20 protein-coding genes are annotated in these 15,086 nt (G+C 64.7%); 4 read left to right on the top strand and 16 right to left on the bottom strand.

The genetic code is table 11. The features are described from left to right. The first annotated feature begins 199 nt into the window (after positions 1 to 199). Positions 200 to 721 carry an N-acetyltransferase gene (locus tag NUV99_07350; protein MCR4419923.1) on the top strand — a complete coding sequence of 174 codons (522 nt, stop codon included), beginning with the start codon at positions 200 to 202 and terminating at the stop codon, positions 719 to 721. 221 nt (positions 722 to 942) lie between these two features. On the opposite strand, the gene NUV99_07345 is transcribed toward NUV99_07350, so the two are convergent. The 3 genes from NUV99_07345 to NUV99_07335 all read right to left on the bottom strand — a co-directional run bounded on the left by NUV99_07345 (position 943) and on the right by NUV99_07335 (position 3,742). Next, positions 943 to 1,716: an AAA family ATPase gene (locus NUV99_07345; protein MCR4419922.1), complete on the bottom strand. Its 774-nt coding sequence runs from the start codon at positions 1,714 to 1,716 to the stop codon at positions 943 to 945. Positions 1,717 to 2,189: 473 nt separating this feature from the next. Next, entirely contained in the window at positions 2,190 to 2,867 is a 678-nt protein-coding gene (locus NUV99_07340; protein MCR4419921.1) for a LysE family translocator, read from the bottom strand. Positions 2,868 to 2,971: 104 nt separating this feature from the next. Then, the gene (locus tag NUV99_07335) at positions 2,972 to 3,742 is read right to left on the bottom strand and encodes a histidinol-phosphatase HisJ family protein (protein MCR4419920.1); all 771 of its coding nucleotides are present in this window, start codon (positions 3,740 to 3,742) and stop codon (positions 2,972 to 2,974) included. A gap of 233 nt (positions 3,743 to 3,975) precedes the next feature. Between NUV99_07335 and NUV99_07330 the strand changes: the two genes are divergently transcribed. After that, a complete protein-coding gene (locus NUV99_07330; GenBank protein ID MCR4419919.1) occupies positions 3,976 to 4,911 on the top strand; it encodes a Na/Pi symporter in 936 nt (311 codons plus the stop codon). Positions 4,912 to 5,041: 130 nt separating this feature from the next. Next, the gene (locus NUV99_07325) at positions 5,042 to 5,500 is read left to right on the top strand and encodes a general stress protein (protein ID MCR4419918.1); all 459 of its coding nucleotides are present in this window, start codon (positions 5,042 to 5,044) and stop codon (positions 5,498 to 5,500) included. Between the two features lie 85 nt (positions 5,501 to 5,585). Here the strand turns inward: NUV99_07325 and fdhD are convergent, their stop codons facing one another. Then, a complete protein-coding gene (gene fdhD / locus NUV99_07320; protein MCR4419917.1) occupies positions 5,586 to 6,362 on the bottom strand; it encodes a formate dehydrogenase accessory sulfurtransferase FdhD in 777 nt (258 codons plus the stop codon). Between the two features lie 123 nt (positions 6,363 to 6,485). On the opposite strand from fdhD, the gene NUV99_07315 reads away from it, so the two are divergent. Then, entirely contained in the window at positions 6,486 to 6,662 is a 177-nt protein-coding gene (locus tag NUV99_07315) for an alpha/beta-type small acid-soluble spore protein (GenBank protein MCR4419916.1), read from the top strand. 13 nt (positions 6,663 to 6,675) lie between these two features. Here NUV99_07315 and fliY read toward each other — a convergent pair whose 3' ends face one another. The 12 genes from fliY to NUV99_07255 form a co-directional block, all read right to left on the bottom strand. Beyond that, positions 6,676 to 7,740: a flagellar motor switch phosphatase FliY gene (gene fliY, locus NUV99_07310; protein MCR4419915.1), complete on the bottom strand. Its 1,065-nt coding sequence runs from the start codon at positions 7,738 to 7,740 to the stop codon at positions 6,676 to 6,678. After that, positions 7,733 to 8,731 carry a flagellar motor switch protein FliM gene (gene fliM, locus NUV99_07305; GenBank protein ID MCR4419914.1) on the bottom strand — a complete coding sequence of 333 codons (999 nt, stop codon included), beginning with the start codon at positions 8,729 to 8,731 and terminating at the stop codon, positions 7,733 to 7,735. Before fliM ends, fliY begins: the two co-directional genes overlap by 8 nt. Before the next feature lie 21 nt (positions 8,732 to 8,752). Further along, positions 8,753 to 9,115: a response regulator gene (locus NUV99_07300; protein ID MCR4419913.1), complete on the bottom strand. Its 363-nt coding sequence runs from the start codon at positions 9,113 to 9,115 to the stop codon at positions 8,753 to 8,755. Between the two features lie 24 nt (positions 9,116 to 9,139). After that, on the bottom strand, positions 9,140 to 9,754 hold the full coding sequence (locus tag NUV99_07295; GenBank protein MCR4419912.1) for a chemotaxis protein CheC: 615 nt from the start codon (positions 9,752 to 9,754) through the stop codon (positions 9,140 to 9,142). A gap of 24 nt (positions 9,755 to 9,778) precedes the next feature. After that, entirely contained in the window at positions 9,779 to 10,549 is a 771-nt protein-coding gene (locus NUV99_07290; GenBank protein ID MCR4419911.1) for a protein-glutamate O-methyltransferase CheR, read from the bottom strand. A 43-nt stretch (positions 10,550 to 10,592) separates the two neighbouring features. Next, a complete protein-coding gene (locus NUV99_07285; protein ID MCR4419910.1) occupies positions 10,593 to 11,099 on the bottom strand; it encodes a chemotaxis protein CheD in 507 nt (168 codons plus the stop codon). A 30-nt stretch (positions 11,100 to 11,129) separates the two neighbouring features. After that, the gene (locus NUV99_07280) at positions 11,130 to 11,897 is read right to left on the bottom strand and encodes a flagellar hook-basal body protein (protein MCR4419909.1); all 768 of its coding nucleotides are present in this window, start codon (positions 11,895 to 11,897) and stop codon (positions 11,130 to 11,132) included. 14 nt (positions 11,898 to 11,911) lie between these two features. Further along, entirely contained in the window at positions 11,912 to 12,652 is a 741-nt protein-coding gene (locus NUV99_07275; protein ID MCR4419908.1) for a flagellar hook-basal body protein, read from the bottom strand. Between the two features lie 68 nt (positions 12,653 to 12,720). Beyond that, entirely contained in the window at positions 12,721 to 13,122 is a 402-nt protein-coding gene (locus tag NUV99_07270; protein MCR4419907.1) for an endolytic transglycosylase MltG, read from the bottom strand. A 44-nt stretch (positions 13,123 to 13,166) separates the two neighbouring features. Next, positions 13,167 to 13,589 (bottom strand): hypothetical protein, encoded by a 423-nt coding sequence (locus NUV99_07265; GenBank protein MCR4419906.1) that lies wholly within the window; start codon positions 13,587 to 13,589, stop codon positions 13,167 to 13,169. A gap of 1 nt (position 13,590) precedes the next feature. Then, on the bottom strand, positions 13,591 to 14,352 hold the full coding sequence (locus tag NUV99_07260) for a FliA/WhiG family RNA polymerase sigma factor (protein MCR4419905.1): 762 nt from the start codon (positions 14,350 to 14,352) through the stop codon (positions 13,591 to 13,593). A 14-nt stretch (positions 14,353 to 14,366) separates the two neighbouring features. Continuing rightward, on the bottom strand, positions 14,367 to 15,047 hold the full coding sequence (locus NUV99_07255; protein ID MCR4419904.1) for a PilZ domain-containing protein: 681 nt from the start codon (positions 15,045 to 15,047) through the stop codon (positions 14,367 to 14,369). Positions 15,048 to 15,086 lie beyond the last annotated feature (39 nt).

The following is a 15,086-nucleotide window of genomic DNA, read 5'->3' as shown; positions in this document are numbered from 1 at the left end:
AGTGACCCCGGACCAACCCATGTTGATCTTCGCAAAGGCACACCGGGTTATCAAGTACCCTCTACCAGATGCCTACGTTGGGTTCTTGATAACCTGCAGGTCAAATTATACGAGTGGGGATACGTCAGAAGCCCACCCGCTCGACTGAGCGGCCGGGGCATGATACAATGGGAAGCTAAGGCGGGGGAGGAGGAAGATGATAGCCTATCGCAAGGCCACCCTTATCGATGTTCCGGAGATTTACCGGCTCATCAACAATTATGCCCGCGAGGGCCTGATGCTCCGTCGGCCTTTGATGGAACTCTACGAAAGCGTGCGCGATTTCTCCGTGGCCTACCAACCACCGGATGGGCCGGTGGTGGCCACCGGTGGTCTTCACATTCTCTGGCACGATCTGGCGGAAATCCGGTCTCTTTCCGTGCGGCGCGATCTGGCCGGGCACGGGATCGGCCGCGACCTGGTACGGCACCTGCTTCGGGAGGCCGGTCAACTGGGCGTGGCCCGGGTGTTCGCCCTGACCTACAAGCCGGGTTTCTTCGAGAAATGCGGCTTTGTAGTGGTCAAGAAAGAAAGACTCCCCCAGAAGGTCTGGAAGGAGTGCATCTACTGCGACCGCTTTCACCAATGCGACGAAACCGCCGTCATCTACTATCTGGTTCCCCCCAAGGAACCGGAAACCGAGATACCCCTGGTAGATGTCCCCCACTGGACGGTGGACTGACCCTGATCGTCTCTACCAGCAGCCCCATTGCAGGCACTGATAACGGTGATAGCAGCTGGGACAAAGAGTACGAAGTTCCAGGGCGTCCGGCACCGGTTGAAGCTTGCGCCGATGGAACAATTTGCCGCAGCCGGTGCAGCGCCCCATTTCCGCCACCCGGCCCACCGCCTTCACCTGCCCCTTACCCGTGTCCGGATGTATTGTTCCCCGAAAATCGAAAGCTATGAAGCGCTGCGCCCGGCCTTTCCGAGCCCTACCCGCTCCAGGATGGCAGACGCCGCCCGCACCGAAGGCGCCTCAACGGGTAGGGTTAGAAGCGGCTGCCCTTCCAGGTCACGCCGTTCTATTTCCTCGTCCCAGGGAATTACCCCCAGAAGCTCCAGCCCCGTAGCGGCGATTTCCGCCTGCAGCGGTTCTAACCCGTCCGCCGCCCGGGTTATCACCAGTCCCATACGCTCGATGGGCGTCTTCAGGTGCTGAACCAGGGCGCGGATCCGGCCGGCAGAGCGCACCCCCCGAACGGTGGCATCGCTCATGACGAAGAGAAAGTCCGCCCGGGGTATGGTCTGGCGGCTCAAGTGCTCCAGGCCGGCTTCGGCATCCACTACCAGAAAATCGTAGTTGGTCGCCAGCCGCTCCAGATACCGGCGCAGCAGGTCGTTGGGGTAGCAGTAGCAGCCCGGGCCTTGCGGGCCGCCCATTACCAAGAGGTCGATATGCTCCCCCTCTACCAGCGATTGCTGAAGGCGGTACTCGATGAAGAGATCCTTGCTCATACCCGGCGGAATCCGGGTGCCGTCCTTGCAATCGTCCAGGATGTCCGCCACCACCGTGGAGACCGTGACCCCCAGGGCCTCGTGAAGATTGGCGTTAGGGTCGGCGTCCACGGCCAGCAAGGCCCCGGCCCCTTTTTCCGTCAGGTACCTCAGAGTCAGCGCCGCAAAGGTGGTCTTGCCGGTGCCCCCTTTGCCGGCCACGGCCACTATCTTGGTCATAGTTCGCCCGGGCCTGCCTCCCGGCCCTCACCCCCCGTCTGGGCTCAAGCACGCTCTTACCCCGGATAGGTACCAGCTCCTCAACCGGTACCCATCCCGCTCTCTGCTAGCACCTCCATGCTAGCACCGGTAACCGGCGGGGTCAACGCCGCCCCGATCTGACGGATCCCCACTTTTTCGAGGGCAGTGCTGGTTTTGCCCGAGTACCTAAAGCGTGCCGGGTACCGAACTAGGTGAGAGCGAGCGCGGAGGCCGGTCGGAGGCCAAGGATGGCCGGAGCCGCGCCGGCGCCATGGACGGGTTCTTGCGCGGGAAGCCGGCCGAAGCGCGAAGGTCGAACCCTAGTTCGGTCGGCTAAGCGACCGGTACGAGGGGCAAACCAGCACTCCCCCGAGACAAACTGGGGATAACTCAGCGCCCCGATTGAGAATCGCCTGCTTCCGGGCAGTCGCCCGCGGGCCGCCCGGCCGAGGTCAGAACCGCCACAGGGCGTGCCCCAACTTCACCCCGTGGAGGAAGAAGTAGACGGCAAAGGCGGCCAGGAAAAGCCCGCATACGCCCATGAGGGCCGAGTAGGCGCGCCGGTTAAGCCAGCGCCGCCCCAGGACTACTGTCGCCGCCACCAGTGTGTACCAGGCCAGGTCGCCCAATATGTGGCCCAAGTAGAATGCGGCCACCCCGGGGGTACCTGCCACCCGGGCCTGAACCAGCATCGCCGCCCCGATACTCACCCACCAGAGCTCCCAATAGGGGTTGACCACGCTGGTAACCACTCCCGCCCAAACCGGAGACAGGAGCCCCGCCCTTGCCGGGTCCCGCTCGCCTTCCTTCGGCTGCTCCCAGGGCAGGGGCGACGGAGGACTCTTGGCCGCCGCCAGCAGCCCCCATCCCATGTACCCCAGCACCAACCCTCCGGCCAGGCTCAAGGCCAGCTCTACCTGGGGAACGGCCAAGAGGTGGGCCAATCCGGAAAGCAGCGCCAACACCATGGCCAGCTCCAGAAGGGCATGCCCCAGCACCAACAACGGTCCGGCCGCGACGCCCCGGTGAAGGCTGTGATTGATGGCCACGGTGAGCAGCGGGCCCGGCATCAGCGCGCCGGAAAGGCTCACCACCCAGGAGGCGGCCAACAGTCCGATCAGCGTCCCCAACCCGTCTTCTCCTTTCTTTAACGGTCATTAACGGTCTTTGCACCGCCGGGCGCCATCCGCGCTCGGTTTGCCTTTCGACCGGGCCGGGGCCGGCGGTTCGTTGTTCATAGGGGCACCAGGACGCGCCGGCGGGCGCGAAAACGCACGTAGCGGCGATAGCCCGCGCGGCGGGCCAGCTCCGCCGCCTGCGCGAAACTGCGGCCCACTTCCTCCGGACGGTGGGCGTCCGAACCGAAGGTAATGGGAATACCCCGGTCAAAGCAGGCCCGCAGCAACTCGGGTCCGGGATAGATTTCTCCCGCCGGCTTGAAGAGGCCCGCGGTATTCACCTCCACCGCCAGACCCTGCGTCCTGACCGCCTCCAGCGCCGCCTCCGCCAACTCCGAAGCCGGCCGGCGGCTGCGGCAGCCGAAGACCTTGATCAGGTCAAGGTGGCCGATGACGTCGAACAGGCCGCTCTCCGCCACCCGGACCACCGCAGAGAAGTACCGGCGGTACAGTTCGTCCGCGTCCCGGCCCGCGTAGCCCTCCACATAGTCCGGGTGATCGAAGGGCCAGCCGTCGAGATCGTGCACCGAACCGATGAGATAGTCGAACCGGAACTCCCGGGCCAGCCGCCGGATTTCCTCTTCCCGGCCGGCCCGGTAACTTACCTCCAGGCCCAGCCGAACGGGATAGTCCGAGGGCCATCCCCCGTCCCGCGAAGCGAAAAGAGGCCTTAAAACCTCCAGGAAGTCGTCATGGTCGGCCAGCCCTATTTCTTCCAGTCCCTGGCTGCGGGCCCGCTGCACGAACTCCGCCAGGTACTCGGCGGTAAGCCGCCCCTCGCCGTGCCCCAAGAGGTGCACGTGGTAATCCGCCAGACCTGCTGCCAAAATGGGCCACCTCATCTCCCGCGGCCCGAGTTCCGGCCGCGCCGCAACCCGGGCCGAAGACGGCAATCTGGGAACCAGTTTCGCCGTTCCGGAACCGATTCCTGCTCCCGATTATCCCGGGCAATATAAATCCCCGCCTGAAGGCATAGGAATCAAGCGGCACAGGGACGGTCCGGCGATAGAGACGGTGGAAGCGCCGCGCTAAGGCCGCGGCCGATCGGAGGCAGAATAACGTGGGAATTGACAACGGCTTTTGGCCCCTGTACGTGGGCGCGGCTCTGCTGTTTCTGTTCGCCGGCCTGCGGCTGACCTCCTCCCTCTATCGGGCCGGCGCCTGGCGCCTGGAAACCCTGCTCCTCCGGGCCACTTCGAACCCGGTGCGGGGCCTGGTACTCGGCACGGCGGCAGGAGCGCTCCTGCACAGCAGCAGTGCGGTAACCGTGGCTACCGTCGCCCTGGTCGGCGGCGGCCTGCTGCCCCTGGAGAACGCGCTGGGAATAGTGCTGGGCGCCAACATCGGCACCTGCGTTACCGTCCAGTTTGCGGCCTGGGACGTGGTGGACCTGGGCTTGCCCCTGGCCGTCGGCGGCGCCCTGGCGGGGTTGGTACTCCGGGGCCGCTACCGCTACCTGGCCCTGGCCGTCTGCGGCCTGGGCCTCATATTCTCCGCCCTGTACCTCTTTTCCCTGGGCCTGTCCCCCCTGACCCGCACCGCCGCCTTCGCCCGCCTGCTTGAAGGCTGGGGAAGCGGGGTCCTCCCTGCCTTCGTTGCCGGTGTGGCGGCCACGGCCGTGCTGCAGAGCAGCACCCTGTTCATCAGCGCCGTCGTGAACCTGGCCGAAGCCGGCCTGATCACCCTGCCTGCGGCCGTTGCCCTGGTTCTGGGGGCCAACCTGGGTACCTGCACCGACACCCTCCTGGCCGCCCTGTGGGGAAACACCGACGCCCGCCGCGTCGCCCTGGCCCACCTGTTGCTGAACGCCCTGGGCGCGCTGGTCTTTCTGCCCCTCGTCCCTTCTTTTACCGCCCTGTTGGAAGGGATCAGCGCCTCACCCGGCGGCCGGGTGGCCGCCGGTCACCTTCTGTTCAACGCGGCCTGCTCCCTGGCCGCCCTTCCCTTTACCCCCCTAATGGCCGCATGGCTTCGGAAGCGGCCGCGCAGGCCCTAGGCGTTCCCCGCGCCGCGAAGTTCCGTCCGGAGCCGGAACCCATCCCGGCCGGTCGTGATTGAGCCCGTGTTCGGGGCATACTATCCACGTCACCAAGTTGTGCACCCAAACCAGTAGGGAGGGAAACCTTTTGGACAAGACGGTCATCGGCGCTTTTACCTCTCGAGAGGCAGCAGAGGCAGCAGTCCACGACCTGAGAGGCCTCGGGTTTTCCCGGGAGATTTCGGTAGTGGCCAAAGGCGACCAGTCGGATCAGGAGGGAGGCGGTAGCGTGGCCGAGGGAGCCACCACGGGCGGCGTCCTGGGCGGCCTGGCCGGACTGGCCCTGGGAGCCGGAGCCCTGGCCATTCCCGGTCTGGGCCCCATAATCGCCGCCGGACCCATTGCCGCCGCCCTTTCCGGCGCGGCTACCGGCGGGCTGGCCGGCAGCCTCATCGACTGGGGAATCCCGGAGGCCGAAGGCCGCCGCTACGAAGAGGACGTCCGTCAGGGCAAGACCCTGGTATCGGTGCGCTCCGACGCCAACCGGGCCGACCAGGCGGCGACGGTACTGCGCCGCCACGGCGGGGAAAACGTGCGCCTGCATTAGACAGGTACGCCAACTTCGGCGGGGCGGGCCGGCTCCGCCGCTTCGGCCCGAGACGGCCTGCCCCGATGCGAGGTAAGAGGTCGGGTCAGCCGCCCATCCGGACCCGGTCCGGGCGGCTGTACACCGAGAAGCGGTCGCTCCGGACAAAACCGATGAGGGTTATCCCCAGTTCCTCGGCACCGGCTACCGCGACGCTGGTGGGCGCCGCCCGGGATACCAGGCAGGGGACCCCCAGGCGCACGGCCTTGGAGAGGATCTCCGACGACACCCGGCCGGTAGTGAACAAGAGCTTGTCGGCGGTAGTAATGCCGTTCATGAGACAATACCCGGCGATCTTGTCTATCGCATTGTGCCGGCCAATGTCTTCCCGAAAAACCAGGATCTCCTTCTCCGTAGCCAGAGCGGCACTGTGCACCCCGCCGGTGAGGCGGTACACCTCGCTGGCGGTTTCAAAGCGCGCCGCCAACTCCATGATCGCCTCGGCAGAAAAGGAGCCGCCTCCGGCGGCCACCTCGGACGCCGGCCGATCTCCCCCGCTCTGAAAGCCTCGACCGCCGCTGGACCCGATTACCCGCTTGAACAGGCCGTGCGCCGCCAGAGGGCGACCCTCCCGGCTGTGCACCCGAACCAGCCCCTTCTCCTCGTCCACCTCAACTCGCACCAGTTCCTCCCGCTCACGCAGTATTCCCTGCATGAACAAGAACCCTGCTCCCAATTCGTCCCGGTTCCGGGGTGAGCAAAGCAGGGTGACTACCTCCTCACCGTTCAGGTGTATGGTAACGGCCGCTTCTTCGACGACGTGATCAATTCCGGTAGTCTGCTGGGATTGATTAACGCGCAACACCGAAACCCGACGAATCATACTTGACCGTCCTCTCGCCCACCGGTAATTTGACAAAAATATTATAGCATAGGCCCGGGGCCGAGGCACGCATAATGGATTCGGGCGGGTGAGCCGGCCGTAAACCGAAAAGGGGGTATCCCTTTGAGCAGGCGGCGCGGCGGGCTCATGTCGGAGGCGCTCAAGTGGGAGCTGGCCAAGGAACTGGGCGTTGCCCATTTGGTAGCCGCCGAGGGCTGGGGCGCAGTTCCCTCCCGAGAGTGCGGCAACTTGGTTAGAAAGGCCATTGAGATTGCCGAACGCAACCTCGCCGGAAAGTAGGCTCCCCGCCCCCCTAACGCAGGTACTTGAGCCGCTCCGAGGGATCCACGATCTTGGTGATGCGCACGCCGAAATTCTCGTTCACCACCACCACTTCCCCCTCTGCCACCAGGGTACCGTTGACCAGGATCTCTACCGGCTCTTCCACCAGCTTGTCCAGTTCCACCACCGACCCCGGCACCAGGTTCAAGACATCCCTTATCGGCCTGCGGGTACGGCCTATGATTACCGAGACCTCCAAGGGGATATCCAGGAGTAGATCCAGATTGCGTGGCCCGGCGGGCCGGGCTGCCGGTTCGGTCTCGCCGGCAGGCGCGGGAACGGCAGCGTCCGGGTCCTGGGGAGGCGAATCCGGTGGAGCCGAGGCCGGAGGTGCAGGCGGTGCCTCCTGGGCCGCCGGCCTCAGAAGAAGCTCGGCCTCCTGCCTGGCCACCTCAACCGGGACTACCTGTATCAGCTCGCTGTCCAGGAGATCGTTCACCGTAAGGCGGAAGTGCACCACGGCCACCTGGTCGTCCGGCGCCCAGGGGTAGTAACGCCGGGCCTCGCCGGTCTCCTCTTGATCCCGAAACACGGCTACCCGGGGAGGAGAAATGGTGACCGCCCGACCGAACATGGAAGACATGGCCGTAGCCGCCGAGCCGATCATCTGGTTCATGGCCTCGGCCACGGCGCTGAGCCCGATTTCGGTCAATTCCTCCGCCGGTTTCCCTCCTCCTCCCATCATGAGGTCGGCGATTACCGCGGCATCCGTAACCCTGATGATCAGCAGGTTACTGCCCACCAGCCCGCCGGTGTACTCCACGGTGACGATCACGTAGGGTACCTGGAAAGAGCTGAACAGGTCTTCCGGAGTGGTGATCTCCACCCTGGGCGTGGTAATTGTGACCTTGTGCCCGAGAATCTCCGAAAGGGCCGTAGCCGCGGAGCCCATGGAGATGTTCCCTATCTCCCCTAGAACGTCGGCCTCCATTTCGTTCAGGCTCGGCATTTCCCCCTCGGGCTGGGGTGCTTGGGCATAAGCCCGCTGCAATAAGGCATCTACCTGTTCTTGAGAGAGAAAATCCTGCTCACTCACTGGCTCTTTCCTCCTGGCCCGCCCAGCCGGTCAGCAAGAGCCCCAGTTTCTTGCCCACGGCTCCGGGCTGGCCCAAAAGATAAGGGCGATCTCCCACCATGAACTCCAGGTCCTCATGCACCGAGCGCTCGAGCGGGATCACATCGCCCGGCTCCAACTCCAGGAACTCCCGCAAACTGATCCGGGTTTGACCCACGCGTACTGCCAGCTCCAAGGGAACCTCCTCCATAAGCCGCTCCAGGGTTTCGCGGGAGGCTTCCGCGTCCTCCGCCTCCTGGGCGGCAAACCAATACCGGGCGGTGAGCCTGCCCACCACCGACTCCAAGCTGATGAACGGCCAGCACAGGTTGATCAGTCCCTGGACCTCACCTACCTGAGTGGTGAAGGTAATCACGCCCACGGTCTCGTTGGGCGATAGAATCTGGTTGAACTGCGGATTGGTTTCCAAAAACTCGATGCGCGGCTCGAAACCCACCAGATCGCCCCAGGCGTACCGGAGCTGCTCCAGAATCCGGGCGTTAACCCGGCGCAAAACCCCCATCTCGATGTCCGTCAACTCGCGGGCCCTCTGGGGCATGTACCCGCTCCCGCCCAACAGCAGATCGAGAATCGGAAAAACAAAGGCCGGGCTGGTTTCCAGGATCGCCGTACCCTTCAGGGGGGCCAGGCTGAATACGGTAATCAGGGTGGGCATGGGGATGGAAACCAGGAAGTCCTCATAGGTTACCTGATCCACGGAAACGATCTTAACCTGAACGCTGGTGCGCAGGTACCCCGAGAGAAAATTGGACACCAGCCGGCCGAAATTGTCGTGGATCATAAAGAGGGTGTTCAGCTGCTCCTTGGAAAACTTGTTCGGGCGCCGGAAGTCGTAGGGATTGGCCTCCTGCCTTTCCTGGCGCCCCATGGCCTCCTCGGCCCGCACTTCCCCGGTGGCCAGTGCCTTGAGCAGCAGGTCTATCTCTTCCTGGCTGAGTACTTCCCTGGGCATGGCGATCCTCCTTAGCCGGGGTTATCCCAGGACCTTTTCCAGGGCCTGGAGCACCCGTTCTTGCTGAAACGGCTTTACCACGAAATCCTTCGCCCCGGCCTGGATGGCTTCCATGACCATCAGCTGCTGGCCCATGGCACTGCACATCACGATCCTGGCCTCGGGGTCCAGCTTCTTGATCTCCTTGACCGCGGTAATACCGTCCATTTCCGGCATGGTAATGTCCATGGTGACGGCGTCGGGCCTGAGTTCCCGATACAGTTCCACCGCCCGCTGGCCGTTCTCCGCTTCACCGGCGATCTCATACCCGTTTCTGGCAAGTATGTCTTTAAGCATCATGCGCATGAAGGCGGCATCATCCACAATTAACACCCGCTTACCCAAAACTCACACCCCCAACACCGAGTTCTAGGCCAGGCCCACGGCTTTCAAGATCGCTTCCAGGCTTCCTGCCTGCGGAGCAAGGAAGAAATGGCTGGAAATGGAGCTGTTTGTCCCGGAGAATACGGTCTCAATAACCAGTACTCGGTCCTCGTAGTAACCTCCTTCCACCAGCGCAGCGCTGATCACCGCCCCCAGCATGTCGAACGCCAGCACGGGCACCGAGGGCAGCAGGGAAAGACCGGTCATCTGGGAGAAAGCGGTGAGAAAAGACCCGGTAAGTATATTCCCTACTTCGGAGAGCACCGACTTCTCCATCTCTCCCAAATCGGTAGTACTGCCGGAGGGGCGCCCCAGGAGCAGATCCACCAGGCCGAAGGCGGCAGAGGCAGACAGCAGGTACAGCACCAGAGAAGGAGCCTGCCCGGTCACCACCGTGGTGACGCAGGCCACCGGTTCCTCCTCGCCTCCCACCAGGCGGATTATGTCCTCCAGGGGCATGACTCCCGCCCGGGGCACGCTCATCTGTATGCGCTGGTTCATCATTTGCGCCAGAGCGGTGGCGGCACTGCCGGCCCCGATGTTGCCGATTTCGCGGATGGCGTCAACCTGAAGGTTGCTCAGACCGTTCCAGACGTCCACGTTCCCACCTCTTCCAGCCCCAGGTTAGGCCGGCCGCCGGTAAAACCAGGGCGCCAGCCTGGCGAACCCCAGCTGCCGGTACTGGAGAATGGTTTCCGCCGCGCCTATGAACAGTACCCCGCCGGGCCGCAAGGCGCGGAAGAATTGGGCATACAGGCGGTCCTGAATCTCGCGGGTAAAGTAAATGACCACGTTGCGACACACGATGAGGTCGTAACCCTGGCCGTAAGGGTCTTTCAGCAAGTCGTGGCGCCGGAAGCTCACCGCCTGCCGCAGCTCCTCCTTGACCAGGTACACCCCATCGCGCGGTTCAAAGTAGCGCGCCAGGCGCGGCGGGGAAACGTTCTGCAGCAGTTCCTTCCGGTAGGCTCCGGCCCGGGCCTCGGCCAGCACTCCCTCGTCCACGTCGGTGGCCTCGATACGGTGGCCGCCGGCGGGATTCTGTTCAGCACACAGTATGGCCAGAGAGTACGGCTCCGCTCCGTTGGCGCAGCCTGCACTCCATACCCGCAGGTTCCGGTTCTCCGCCAGCAGTTGCGGCAGGATCTCCTTCTCCAGGTAGCCGAAGATTTCCGGGTTACGAAAGAACTCCGAAACGTTGATGGTGATGCGATCCAAAAAGCGCTTCTTTTGCTGAGGGTCCTGCAAAAGCAGCTCGTAGTAGGCCCGATAATCCTTTAGGTCCAGAGTGTGCATCAGGGTGTCGATCCGGCGTCTGAGCTGCTTTTCCTTATAGCCGTCCAGGACCAGACCGAAACTGGCGTTCACCGCCTGCCGAAACTCCGCAAAGTCCATGGTCTCCCTCTCCCGGAAAACGTTGTCTCAACCCCATGCGCTGTCACAGGCTCCGTACCGGTCGGCCGATAGCCCTTATGTAAACGGCACCGGTCTCCGTATCCAGAATCATGGTCCGACCCATGCTGCCCCCGCAATCCTCGCCGGAAACGGGAATTCCCAATTGCTGCAGCGTTTCCTTGACGGCGGCAACGTTGCGTGGCCCGATATTCAACAAGGGGCCGCCGCCCTGGGAGTTAAACATCTGGGCTCCTCCGGCCAGCTTCGCTACCAGGCGCTGCCGGCCGGCACCCCAGCGCAGCATCTCCTCGAGCAGGGCCGGGAGGGCGGTGTCGGCAAACTTTGCCGGATTATGCTGGTTGGCGAACTGCGAGCTATCCGGCAGCATGACGTGCGCCATACCCCCGACGCGGGCTTGGCGGTCGTATAAGGCCACGCCCACACAGGAGCCCAGACCCAAAGTGATCAAACGGTAGGGCGCCTTGGCCACCTTCCACTGGGCTATTCCCACTTTCACCTCTCTGGCATGGTCCCTGGAGTCCTCTGCCATTAGCCCTGGCCCTCCGCGGTACCGGCAACGCTAGCGACGGAGATCGTTGGCCAAGGACCACATTTCGTCCGCCGTGGTAATCATCCGGGCGTTGAGCTGGTACGCCCTCTGGGCCAACAGCATTTCTACCATTTGTTCCGCCACGTCCACGTTGCTGGCCTCGAGCTGTCCGATCCCCAGGCTACCCCAGCCCGGGGTTCCCGGCGCGGCCACTTCCGGTTCACCGCTCAGCTCCCCGGCGAGCCACAGGTTCTCGCCCCGGGCCACCAGGCCTTGAGGATTGACAAACCGGTACAGCCAGATCTGGCCCACTTCCTCGGGTTCGCCCTCCGCCGTCCGGGCCCACACCCGGCCGTCGGGCGTGATGCTTACCTGCTGCGCCTCCTCGGGGACCGCAATTTCCGGCAGGAGCGGATACCCGGTTCCGGCGTGCACCAGCCTGCCGCCGGGCGTCAGCACCAGGTGGCCGTCCCGGGTGTAGGCCGGACTGCCGTCCGGAAGCTGTACGGCCAGGAACCCGGATCCCAGCACGGCCACGTCAAAGGGTCGGCCGGTTTCGAGCAGGGCGCCCCCGGCAAAGTCCGGGCCAATCTCGGCCACCGCCGTACCCGTTCCCACGCGGCCGCCGTAGGCCGGCCAGCCGGAGCGGGTAAGCTCCTGATAGGTCAGATCGGCCAGGCCCACACGCCGGGACTTGAAACCGGTGGTCTGCACGTTGGCCAGGTTGTTGGCCAGCACCTCCAATTTCGTCGCCTGGGCGTAAAGGCCGCTGGCCGCGGTTCGCATGATGGGTCCCATTCCCTCTCACCTCCTCAGCGTAGCGACCCTACCTCTATGGACCGGCCCAGGGTTTCATCCTGCGCCCGCAGCACCCGCTGCGCGGCTTCGTACGCCCGGAAGGCGGACAACAGCTCCACCATGGCCCGTACCGCGTCCACGTTGGACTGCTCCAGGTGACCGCTCTTCACCGGGGTTTCCAACGCCACCAGGTTGGCCCGGTCCGGCGGCCGCAGCAGGCCCGCTTCCACCTTTACCGGCACCTGTCCCTGCAGATCTACCACCAGCAACCGCCCAACGGCTTCGCCGGCAACCCGCACCACCCGGTCCTCGCCCACGCTCACCTCTTCCGCACCTACAGATATGGGGCCGCCCTCGCCCAGTACCAGGTGGCCGTGCTCCGTCACCAGGTAGCCCTGGGCGTTCACCGCCAGGGCCCCGCAGCGCGTGAGGTAAACCTCCCCCGCGGCGTCCTGGAGCACGAAGTATCCCGGTCCCGCCAGCGCCAGGTCCAGCCGCCGACCGGTAAACACCAGGGGACCGGTTTCAAAGTCGGTCCTTACCTCGTCTACGGCCACTCCCGGCCCCACGGTACCCACCGGGCTCTGCCCGTACCCCTCCAGCCGCCACAGCAGCACTTCGCGAAAGCTCCTCAAGGCTGCGGCGTCCGCCTTGTATCCCCAGGTATTGAGATTGGCCAGGTTGTTGCCCACTACGGTTTCCACCATCTGCTGGGTTACCAGGGCGGTATTGGCCGCATACAGTCCGCGCAACATGAGCTATCCCCTCCGCTTTTGCCCTCTCACTTGCAAGCTAGGTGCAACTTCGTGCCGGCGATAACTGCTCACCTGGACTTCCTGCTCCGCGTAAGTATTGTCGCCACCTCCTCGGCCTCTGCCGGCACCGGGATGCGGTGATACCCGGCGGCCAGTCGGCGGGTAAGGCCCTTTTCCTGCAGCAGCCGCTCAAACGCGGCGGCCTCAGGCACCACTCCCTGGCGGGCCAGAAGCTCCGCCACCTGCGAAGAAGTAAACCCGGGAGGAATGTAGACCTCCACCTCCCGCGGGCCTCCGGCCGCCTCCTCCTTTGCCGGCTCCGGCCGGGTGGCCGCCGGCTCCGGCGCCCAGGCTACCACCTCTTCCCGGTAAACCATACCCAGGGCCCGCGCCTGACTCTCGATCTGCTGCCGCGTAGGAGGCGACGGCGGAAAGCTCAACACCAGGATTCCGGCCGCGATGAGACCCAAGCCCATACCCATCCCTATCCGGGACGCCGCCGGCCACCAGTACTTCACGCGCCCGAGCGCAGCCGAAGGATTAATTCTATCTCCCCCCTTCCCCGACCCAGACGGCGGGCAATACTCTCCACGTCCTCCCCGGCGTCGTAGGCGGCGTACACCTCCTGCCGCCAGCCGTCACGCAAGGTATGGGCCAATACTTCGTCGAAGGCCGTGGCGCCTCCTTCCGGAGCCGCCTCCCCCGCGGCCTCGGGCGGCAGTACGGGCCCCGCAGGCTCTGCGGCGTCTTCCATCAGGCGCCTTTCCAGCGCACTCAGGCGCTCCATCAACTGCTCCCAGGCCGCCGGCGCGGGCGCAGGCTCTACGGCAGCAGCGTCTCGCGTCCGGTCCTCCGCCGGGCCGCGCTGTCCGAACAGCGCCGACCTAAAGGTAAGGGCCACCAGCGCCAGGCCCAGCAGGATCAAGAGATAACCCACCTTAGTAGCCCCACTCCTTCAACCGCGCGCGCAGCCTCAGCAGCGCCCGGCCCCGCAGCTGGCAGGCTCTGGACTCGGACACTCCCAGCACCGCGCCGATCTCCTTCAGGGTCAAGCCCTCGTAGTAGTAGAGGTTAAGCACCAGGCGGTCGGGATCACCCAGCTCCGACAGGGCCCGGGCCAGGAGGGCCCGCAGCTCGTTTTCCTCGTAAACCCGGGCGGGATCGGGGCTCTCCGGGTCGGCGGCCGGACGGGACGAGTCCTGCCCTTCCCCCGGAAAAAGCAGCTCCTCCAGAGAGGTAAGGGCAGTCTCGTGCGCCTCCAGCCAGGCCTCCTGCACCCGGGATACCGGCCAGCCCAGGCGCGTGGCCACCTCCTCGTCGGTCGCCGGAGCTTTCTTTTCCTGTTCTATCACCCGAACGACGCCGGCCACCTGGTGCAGGCGCTCGCGCACCGACCGGGGCGCCCAGTCCTGGCGCCGGAGGGCGTCGAGCATGGCGCCCTGGATGCGGCGCCGGGCGAAGGTTTCAAATTCTGCCCCCCGGTTGGGGTCATACCGTTCCAGAGCCTCCAGCAGCCCTATCACCCCGTAGGCTTCCAAATCCTCCTCGGTAAGCCCCACCCGTGGGCGCAGTTTAAGGCGTCCGGCCAGGTATTTTACCAACGGCAGGTAAGCCAGAACCAACTCGCGTCGGGTTTCGACGTCCCGCCCGCGCCGGTACTGCTCCCAAAGCCGTTCTCTTAAGGCTTTGTCTACCTGCACTCGCCGGCTCCCCCTCATTCCTCAGGCGGAACGAGAGCGCGATCGGACACCATGCGATGAAAGATGTAAGCGATAATCATTTCCCGCTCCCGGTCCCCTATGCGCTCAAAGGATATCCCCAGGAGGTACCGTGGGGGTCCTTCCCCTTCTTGGGGCAGTACTCTCCGGACCTTCCCCAACGCCCGCACCGACTCCTGACCTCCCCGGTAGGGAATTTCGAATTCCAACCACAGCCACGACCCCACCGAAACCGGCTCCCGGACCAGAAGCTGGAGCCCTCCGCCGCTGAGGTCCACGGTGAGCCCCCGCTGGCGCAGCCTGGCCCTGGGAGGGGGCGTAGCCGGGTCGTCGGTTACCTGGTAGCGGACCTCCAGGGCCACCTGCCAGCGTACGTACTCGCGCCTTTGCAGCCGGGTGACCTCCCGAGGCTTGGCCAAACGGCATAAGGGTACCCGGTCGTAATAGCGCTCCAGCACCTTAGTGCTGAATACGTACCGCCCGCGGCTGGTAGGCACATACACCTGCACCTCTTCTCCCGGCCAAAGCGGGACCTCCACGCCACCCCGCATGGGTAACTGCACGGCGAAATCTGCTTCTCTTACCTCCTGCACCAGGGTTAGGTACCCTTGGTCCTCGTTCTCTCGCCGGATTTCCACCCGTTGGTTTACGCGCAAGAGTCCGCTGCCCGTAGCCAAGGTCGCCCCTCCGTCTGCCGTCCGCCCCGAGCCTGTCCT

The sequence above is a fragment of the Clostridia bacterium genome (assembly GCA_024653205.1).
Lineage (GTDB): Bacteria > Bacillota > DSM-521 > Neomoorellales > SLTJ01 > JANLFO01.
Note: the sequence above shows the minus strand (reverse complement) of the source record. Positions and strands in the feature narration are given on the sequence as shown.

What these genes read in the sequence shown, in the direction of transcription:
- NUV99_07345 (MCR4419922.1), bottom strand. Translation starts at nt 1,716, where the DNA reads ATGACCAAGATAGTGGCCGTGGCCGGCAAAGGGGGCACCGGCAAGACC.
- fdhD (MCR4419917.1), bottom strand. Translation starts at nt 6,362, where the DNA reads ATGATTCGTCGGGTTTCGGTGTTGCGCGTTAATCAATCCCAGCAGACT.
- fliM (MCR4419914.1), bottom strand. Translation starts at nt 8,731, where the DNA reads ATGCCCAGGGAAGTACTCAGCCAGGAAGAGATAGACCTGCTGCTCAAG.
- NUV99_07290 (MCR4419911.1), bottom strand. Translation starts at nt 10,549, where the DNA reads ATGGACTTTGCGGAGTTTCGGCAGGCGGTGAACGCCAGTTTCGGTCTG.
- NUV99_07285 (MCR4419910.1), bottom strand. Translation starts at nt 11,099, where the DNA reads ATGGCAGAGGACTCCAGGGACCATGCCAGAGAGGTGAAAGTGGGAATA.
- NUV99_07280 (MCR4419909.1), bottom strand. Translation starts at nt 11,897, where the DNA reads ATGGGACCCATCATGCGAACCGCGGCCAGCGGCCTTTACGCCCAGGCG.
- NUV99_07275 (MCR4419908.1), bottom strand. Translation starts at nt 12,652, where the DNA reads ATGTTGCGCGGACTGTATGCGGCCAATACCGCCCTGGTAACCCAGCAG.